We start from the raw sequence: 7286 nt of genomic DNA, 5'->3' as shown, positions 1-7286 counted from the left end.
GGGCAGCACGCTGTCCACGTCCGCGCCGCCGCGGGGCAGCGCGGCCCGCAGCCGGGCGGCCGTCAGCTCCGCGCCGCGCAGGTCAATGCGGGCGATCGGCGACGGCAGGGTGGGGGTCACGTTGTTCATTGTCCCAGAGCAGCTCAAGTCGTTATCCGGCCGGTACAGTGCCGTCATGTCCAAAAAGGATCACCCCAACAACGCCCCGGGCGTTCCGATGGTCTTCCCGGTCTGGTTTGAGAACTTTCAGGTCAAATACCTCAACAACGCGCTCAAGCCGATCGCGCGCTTTCTGCCCGGAACCGGGACCATCGAGCATCGCGGCCGCAAGTCCGGCAAGCCGTACAAGACCATCGTGACGGCCTACCGCAAGGGAAACGTGCTGGCGATCGCGTTGGCCCACGGCAAGACCGATTGGGTGAAGAACGTGCTGGCCGCGGGCGAGGCTGACCTGCGCCTCGCCCGCCGTCAGGTGCACATCACCAATACCCGGATCCTGCCGGCCGGCTACGACGGCCCGGACGCGCAAAACCTGCCGCGGATGGCGCGCATGCAGCTGGGCCGGGTCGGGGTCTTCGTCGGCGATATCGCCTGAGCTCGGGCCGCGGCCGCGGTTGAGGGTGCACTGACGGCTTTCCGTGTGCGCTGAGGGCGGGATTTCGGCGATTTTCACACCCAGGACGCACGCTCAATGGCCCTGGGCACCCTACATGTCCAGACCGATGTCGAGCGCGCGCACGGAGTGCGTCAGCGCGCCGACGGCCAGGTAGTCCACCCCGGTCGCGGCGTACGTGGCGGCGTTCTCCAGGCTGAGCCCGCCGGACGATTCGAGCAGGACGGCGGGCGCCCTGGCGTCGCGGCGCTGCACAGCCATCTGCGTCTGCCACACCGGAAAATTGTCCAGCAGGATCAGCTCCGGCTTTTCGCCCAGCANAGAGCATCGTCGGGTGGAACTGGATGAACTCGAGGTCGCTGACCGGCACGCCGGCCCACAGCGCCAGCGCGATGCCGTCGCCGGTGGAGCCGTCGGGGTTGGTGGTCGCGCCGTAGAGGTGCCCGAGCCCGCCGGAGGCCAGAATCACCGCGGGTGCGTTGATGATTCCGTATCCGTCCGGGTTGCCCACGGACATGCCGGTCACCGCGGTGCCGTCGTGCAGCACGCGCAGGGCCACGTGGCTGGTGCGGATGTCCAGCAGCCGGGCGGCGTGGTCCAGCGCGCGCTGCACCTCGGCGCCGGTGGCGTCGCCGCCGGCGTGCACGATGCGGCGCCGGGAGTGGCCGCCCTCGCGCGTCACGTCCCAGCGGCCGGGGGCCGCTTCGTCGAATCGCGCTCCCGCACCGACCAATTCGGACACGGCGCGATAGCCGTCGGCGACGATCGACCGCACCGCGTCGGGATCACACAGGCCGGCGCCCGCGGTCACAGTGTCGGTCACGTGGGCCTCGACGGAGTCGTCGTTGTCCGGCAGCACCACCGCGATGCCGCCCTGGGCGTAGTGGGTGGCGGTCACCCCACGCGCCTGGTCCGCCTTCGACAGGACCACGACGCGGCGCCCGGCGCGATGCGCGGCCAGCGCGGCGGCCAGTCCGGCGACGCCGGTGCCGATGACGACGACGTCGGCGGCGTCGGTCCACTCGGGACGGCCCATCATTCGCCGCCGCCCGGCTGGCCGATCTCGATCATTCGCTGCACACTGCGGCGGCCCGCCGCCGCGATCTCCGGGTCGACGTCGACTTCGTCGGCCCCGTCGACCAGGCAGCGCAGCAGCGCCGCGGGCGTGATCATCTTCATGTACTTGCAGGAGGCGCGGTCGTTGACCGCGCGGAAGTCGACTTGCGGTGCCGCCCTGCGCAACTGGTGCAGCATGCCGACCTCGGTGGCGACCAGGACCTTACGGGCGTGGGTCTGGTGCGCGGCGTCCAGCATGCCGCCGGTGGACAGGATCTTCACCCGCTCCGCCGGGAAGGCGCCCTCGCCGGCGAGGTACAACGCCGAAGTGGCGCAACCGCATTCGGGGTGGACATAGAGCTCGGCATCGGGGTTGGCCCGCGCCTGCTCGGACAGCTCGTCGCCGTTGATGCCGGCGTGCACGTGGCATTCACCGGCCCACACGTGCAGGTTCGTGCGACCGGTCACCCGGCGCACGTGGGCGCCGAGGAATTGGTCCGGGCAGAACAGCACCTCGCGATCGGGGTCGATGGACTCGACCACGTCGACCGCGTTGGACGACGTGCAGCAGATGTCGGTGAGCGCCTTCACCGCGGCGGTCGTGTTGACGTAGGAGACGACGACGGCGCCGGGGTGCTCGTCCTTCCAGGCGCGCAGTTCGTCGGGGGTGATGGAGTCGGCCAGCGAGCAGCCGGCCCGCCGATCCGGAATGAGGACCGTCTTCTCGGGGCTGAGCATCTTGGCGGTCTCGGCCATGAAGTGCACCCCGCAGAACACGATGGTGTCCTCGGGAGCCTCCGCGGCGATCCGCGACAGCGCGAGCGAATCGCCGACGTGGTCGGCGACGTCCTGGATCGCGGGCAGTTGGTAGTTGTGCGCGAGCAGGGTGGCGCCGCGCAGCTTCGCCAGCCGCCGGACCTCGGCCGCCCACCGCTCGTCGCCCTCGAGGCCGGCGTAGCCGGCGGCGGTGTCGGTGATGCGGCCGGTCAAGTCGGCCCCGTTTTCGGCGAACGACTCCATGCGAGTCAAAACCGTCATGGCGGCTCCTTTCGCGCCGGGAGGTTTTCGACTTACAATCGAAAACATGGGCCATACTAGCACTGAACACGAGGTGCTGGCCGTCGTGTTCCAGGTTCGCCAGGTAACGGCGCCACCGCGCCGAGAAAAACCCCAGCTGAACGTGCTGTTATGGCAGCGTGCCCAGGATCCGCAGGAGGGCGCCTGGTCGCTGCCCGGCGGCCGGCTGCGCAACGACGAGGACATGACCACCTCGGTGCGCCGCCAACTGGCCGAGAAGGTCGACCTGCGAGAGCTGGCTCACTTAGAGCAGCTTGCTGTGTTTTCCGACCCACACCGGGTGCCCGGCGCCCGGGTGATCGCGTCGACGTTCCTGGGCCTGGTGCCCTCCCCCGCGATCCCCGAGTTGCCGCCGGACACTCGCTGGCATCCGGTGAATTCCCTGCCGCCGATGGCGTTCGACCACGGCCCGATGGTGGAGCACGCCCGAACCAGGCTGGTCGCCAAGATGTCCTACACCAACATCGGGTTTGCCTTGGCGCCAAGGGAATTCGCGCTTTCCGCGCTGCGCGATATTTACGGCGCGGCGCTGGGCTACCAGGTCGACGCGACGAACCTGCAGCGGGTGCTGGTTCGGCGCGGCGTCATCAGCCAGACCGGCACGATCGCGCAGTCCGGCCGTAGCGGCGGGCGCCCGGCGGCGCTCTACCACTTCACCGACTCCCGGCTGCGGGTCACCGACGAATTCGCCGCGTTCCGGCCGCCCGGCCAGCTTTGAGCGGCTTTCTCTCGACACGCCGGTAGATTGGTCGGCAACACCTTCGCCGCTGAGCTGCGCAGACCGACGAGAACCGGCTCACAATGCGGCGATTACGTTTTGGCCACCACCCGTTCATGCGCGAGAATGCCGGGTGGCCAAGGAGGGATCGACGAATGGTTGAGCTCGGCAATCTGGCGGGGACGCACGGCGCGCAGTGGATCGCAAAGCCGCCGCACGAGGAACTGCGGCGCAAGGTGCGGCCGCTGCTGCCCTCGGACGACCCGTTCTACCAGCCCCCGCCCGGCTTCCAGCACGCCGAGCCCGGCACGGTGCTGCGCTCGCGCGACGTCGAGCTGGCGTTTCTGGGCCTGATCCCGCAGCCCGTCACGGCCGTGCAGCTGCTCTACCGGACGATGGACATGAACGGCCGTCCCGAGGCGACCGTGACCACCGTGATCGTCCCGGCGAAGCTGGCTCCGGGGCAGACCTGCCCGCTGCTGTCCTATCAGTGCGCGATCGACGCGATGACCTCGCGCTGCTTCCCGTCCTATGCGCTGCGGCGCCGGGCGAAGGCCCTCGGATCGTTGAGTCAGTTGGAGTTTCTGCTGATCAATGCCGCCGTCGCCGAGGGCTGGGCCGTGTCGGTCCCCGACCACGAAGGCATTCACGGGTCGTGGGGCGCGCCCTATGAGCCCGGCTACCGCGTCCTGGACGGGATCCGGGCCACCCTGAATTTCGAGCGTCTCGCATTGTCGCCGTCGGCCCCCATCGGGCTGTGGGGATACTCCGGCGGTGGCCTGGCCAGCGCCTGGGCCGCCGAGGTGTGCGCCGACTACGCGCCGGACCTGGACATCGTCGGGGCGGTCCTCGGCTCCCCGGTCGGCGACCTGGGTCACACGTTCCGCAGGCTCAACGGGGGCTTCCTCGCCGGCCTGCCGGCGTTGGTGGTGGCCGCGCTCGCCCACATCTACCCCGACCTGGAGCGCGTCATCACCGAGCACACCAGCGAGGAGGGGCGCGCCCTGCTGGACTCGCTGGAGAACATGACCACCGTGGAAGCGGTGCTGCGCATGGCCGGCAAGAACATGGGTGACTACCTCGACGAGCCGCTGGAAGACATCCTGTCGACGCCCGAGATCATGCACGTTTTCGAGAGCATCAAGCTGGGCGCGGCGGTGCCGACGCCGCCGGTGTTGATCGTGCAGGCCGTGCACGACTACCTGATCGACGTGCACGACATCGACGCGCTCGCCGACGCGTACTCGGCCGGCGGCGCCCGGGTCACCTACCACCGGGACGCGTTCAACGAGCACCTGTGCCTGCATCCGCTGTCCGCCCCGATGACGCTGCGCTGGCTCACCGACCGGTTCGACGGCCGGCCGCTGACCGAGCACCTGATCAGGACCACGTGGCCGACGATGTTCAACCCGATGACCTACGTCGGCATGGCGCGGCTGGTCAAGNGGCGGTGACGGTGGGAAACCGGGCCGCGAAGCCGGGGATGCCGCGCGCGTCGAGGTAGACACACGGGTCGCCGGTGTCCTTCAGGCGCGCGTCGATGGCCGCCGCGACGACGTCGCGCGGCGCCAGGTCGCCCATCGGGTGCACGCCGGCCGTGACCGAATTGCCTTGGCTGTCAAGCAGAACCGCGCCCTCACCGCGGATGGCCTCGGTGACCAGCGGGCGCCGGCCGCCGGTCCCGGCGCCGAAGAGCATCGTCGGGTGGAACTGGATGAACTCGAGGTCGCTGACCGGCACGCCGGCCCACAGCGCCAGCGCGATGCCGTCGCCGGTGGAGCCGTCGGGGTTGGTGGTCGCGCCGTAGAGGTGCCCGAGCCCGCCGGAGGCCAGAATCACCGCGGGTGCGTTGATGATTCCGTATCCGTCCGGGTTGCCCACGGACATGCCGGTCACCGCGGTGCCGTCGTGCAGCACGCGCAGGGCCACGTGGCTGGTGCGGATGTCCAGCAGCCGGGCGGCGTGGTCCAGCGCGCGCTGCACCTCGGCGCCGGTGGCGTCGCCGCCGGCGTGCACGATGCGGCGCCGGGAGTGGCCGCCCTCGCGCGTCACGTCCCAGCGGCCGGGGGCCGCTTCGTCGAATCGCGCTCCCGCACCGACCAATTCGGACACGGCGCGATAGCCGTCGGCGACGATCGACCGCACCGCGTCGGGATCACACAGGCCGGCGCCCGCGGTCACAGTGTCGGTCACGTGGGCCTCGACGGAGTCGTCGTTGTCCGGCAGCACCACCGCGATGCCGCCCTGGGCGTAGTGGNGCCCGTCGGCTCGAGGGTCTCGGGGGCGGCCTGCTCGGTCACCGCTGCGCCTCCAGGTCCGCGGAGTCGACCTGCCCGTGCCGCGAGCACTGGGCGCGCCAGCCGTCGGGCCGGACCTGGACGATCATCCGGCGTCCGCATTCCGCGCAGAACCGGGGGGGCTCGAGGCCCAACTGCGCGGCCGTCGGCACGGCGGTGCCGCCGAATTCCCCGGTGTAGACGTTGTAGACGCCGGCGCTGACCGGAGCGCCCAGATCGCGAACCACAGTCTCCAAGTCTCTTACAAAGTGGCGTTGAGCGCCTTGATCGGCATCTGCAGGTCGTCCAGCAGCTGCAGATCCGCCTCGGCGGGGCGGCCGAGCGTGGTCAGGTAGTTCCCGACGATGACCGCGTTGATGCCGCCCAGGATGCCCTGCTTGGCGCCGAGGTCACCCAGGGTGATCTCGCGGCCCCCGGCGAAGCGCAGCATGGTGCGCGGCAGGGCCAGCCGGAAGGCGGCCACCGACTTCAACGCTTCGGCGACGGGCATGACCTCCAGATCGCCGAACGGGGTGCCCGGCCGCGGGTTGAGGAAGTTCAGCGGCACCTCGTCGGGCCCGAGTTCGGCCAGTTCGGCGGCGAATTCGGCGCGTTGCTCGCACGTCTCGCCCATGCCGAGGATGCCACCGCAACAGACCTCCATGCCGGCGTCGCGGACCATCGACAGCGTCGCCCAGCGCTCCTCCCAGGTGTGGGTGGTCACGACGTTGGAAAAGAACGAGCGGGCGGTTTCGAGGTTGTGGTTGTAGCGGTGCACCCCCATCGCCGAGAGCTGCTCCACCTGCTCGGCCGTCAGCATTCCCAGCGAGCAGGCGATGTTGATCTCCACCTCGTTGCGGATGGCCTCGATGCCGGCCGCGACCTGCGCCATCAACCGCTCGTCGGGCCCGCGCACCGCGGCCACGATGCAGAACTCGGTGGCGCCCGACTTGGCGGTCTGTTTGGCCGCCTCGACCAGGCTGGGGATGTCCAGCCGTGCGCTGCGCACCGGGGATTGGAAGAGCCCCGACTGGGAGCAGAAGTGGCAGTCCTCCGGGCAGCCGCCGGTCTTCAGGCTGATGATGCCCTCGACCTCGACCTCCGGCCCGCACCAGCGCATCCGCACCTCGTGCGCCAGGCCCAGCAGGTCATCGAGCCGCTCGTCGGGCAGTTGCAGCACCTGCAGTACCTGGTCCCGGCTGAGTCCCTCGCCGCGTTCCAGCACCTGCTGGCGCGCCAGGGCGAGAATGTCGTCGTTCGCGTCGCCGGCGTCGGTCGTGGGCCGAGTTGCCGCTTGAGTCACCAGGTACTCCCCTGCATCCTTTTCGTGGGCGCGCAGCCGCACCTGCCATCGCTGGCAGCCTGAATAAATTCGGTGTTCAAAGTAGGGTAACGGCCGCAGCGCACGGGGGCCGCCGGGGTGCCTCAACCCGGTTGTTGGGCGGCTAATCGCCGATCGGGTGTTCGGCCTTTGCGCCGCCGTCCCAGCGGCGCAGGCCGACGAAGCGGCCGTCGATCTGCGCCGGCCGGCCCGCGATGCGCAGCG

Annotated in this window: 6 protein-coding genes and 4 pseudogenes; 3 read left to right on the top strand and 7 right to left on the bottom strand. The window is 70.0% G+C overall.

Features of this window, described 5'->3' with window-relative positions; translation table 11 throughout:
• Positions 1-175: 175 nt before the first annotated feature.
• A complete protein-coding gene (locus BN4348_RS37975; RefSeq protein ID WP_066911083.1) occupies positions 176-595 on the top strand; it encodes a nitroreductase family deazaflavin-dependent oxidoreductase in 420 nt (139 codons plus the stop codon).
• Positions 596-706: 111 nt separating this feature from the next.
• Here the strand turns inward: BN4348_RS37975 and BN4348_RS37970 are convergent.
• The 3 genes and pseudogenes from BN4348_RS37970 to nadA form a co-directional block, all read right to left on the bottom strand.
• A pseudogene (locus tag BN4348_RS37970) lies at positions 707-931 on the bottom strand (carboxylating nicotinate-nucleotide diphosphorylase); the annotation flags it as partial.
• Positions 906-1649: pseudogene (locus BN4348_RS37965) on the bottom strand (FAD-binding protein); the annotation flags it as partial. The pseudogenes BN4348_RS37970 and BN4348_RS37965, both read right to left, overlap by 26 nt.
• Positions 1649-2707 (bottom strand): quinolinate synthase NadA, encoded by a 1059-nt coding sequence (gene nadA / locus BN4348_RS37960; protein ID WP_066911073.1) that lies wholly within the window; start codon positions 2705-2707, stop codon positions 1649-1651. The pseudogene BN4348_RS37965 and the gene nadA, both read right to left, overlap by 1 nt.
• 46 nt (positions 2708-2753) lie before the next feature.
• Here nadA and BN4348_RS37955 point away from each other — a divergent pair, with 46 nt between their 5' ends.
• Both BN4348_RS37955 and BN4348_RS37950 read left to right on the top strand, forming a co-directional pair.
• Complete coding sequence (locus BN4348_RS37955; protein WP_066911070.1) at positions 2754-3464, top strand: NUDIX hydrolase; 711 nt, start codon at positions 2754-2756, stop codon at positions 3462-3464.
• Positions 3465-3619: 155 nt separating this feature from the next.
• Positions 3620-4918 carry a lipase family protein gene (locus BN4348_RS37950; protein WP_066911067.1) on the top strand — a complete coding sequence of 433 codons (1299 nt, stop codon included), beginning with the start codon at positions 3620-3622 and terminating at the stop codon, positions 4916-4918.
• Here BN4348_RS37950 and BN4348_RS37945 read toward each other — a convergent pair.
• The 4 genes and pseudogenes from BN4348_RS37945 to BN4348_RS37930 form a co-directional block, all read right to left on the bottom strand.
• Positions 4911-5768, bottom strand: a pseudogene (locus BN4348_RS37945) (FAD-binding protein); the annotation flags it as partial. The gene BN4348_RS37950 and the pseudogene BN4348_RS37945 sit on opposite strands and share 8 nt — an antisense overlap.
• Entirely contained in the window at positions 5761-5988 is a 228-nt protein-coding gene (gene bsaP, locus BN4348_RS37940) for a biotin synthase auxiliary protein BsaP (RefSeq protein WP_066911064.1), read from the bottom strand. The gene bsaP and the pseudogene BN4348_RS37945, both read right to left, overlap by 8 nt.
• A 14-nt stretch (positions 5989-6002) precedes the next feature.
• Positions 6003-7043 carry a biotin synthase BioB gene (bioB, locus tag BN4348_RS37935; RefSeq protein ID WP_066911086.1) on the bottom strand — a complete coding sequence of 347 codons (1041 nt, stop codon included), beginning with the start codon at positions 7041-7043 and terminating at the stop codon, positions 6003-6005.
• Between the two features lie 142 nt (positions 7044-7185).
• Positions 7186-7286 (bottom strand): annotated as a pseudogene (locus BN4348_RS37930) (2'-5' RNA ligase family protein); the annotation flags it as partial.

The organism is Mycobacterium interjectum (genome assembly GCF_900078675.2).
GTDB lineage: Bacteria > Actinomycetota > Actinomycetes > Mycobacteriales > Mycobacteriaceae > Mycobacterium > Mycobacterium interjectum.
The sequence above is the reverse complement of the archived record's forward strand: the minus strand, read 5'-3'. Positions and strand labels throughout refer to the sequence as shown.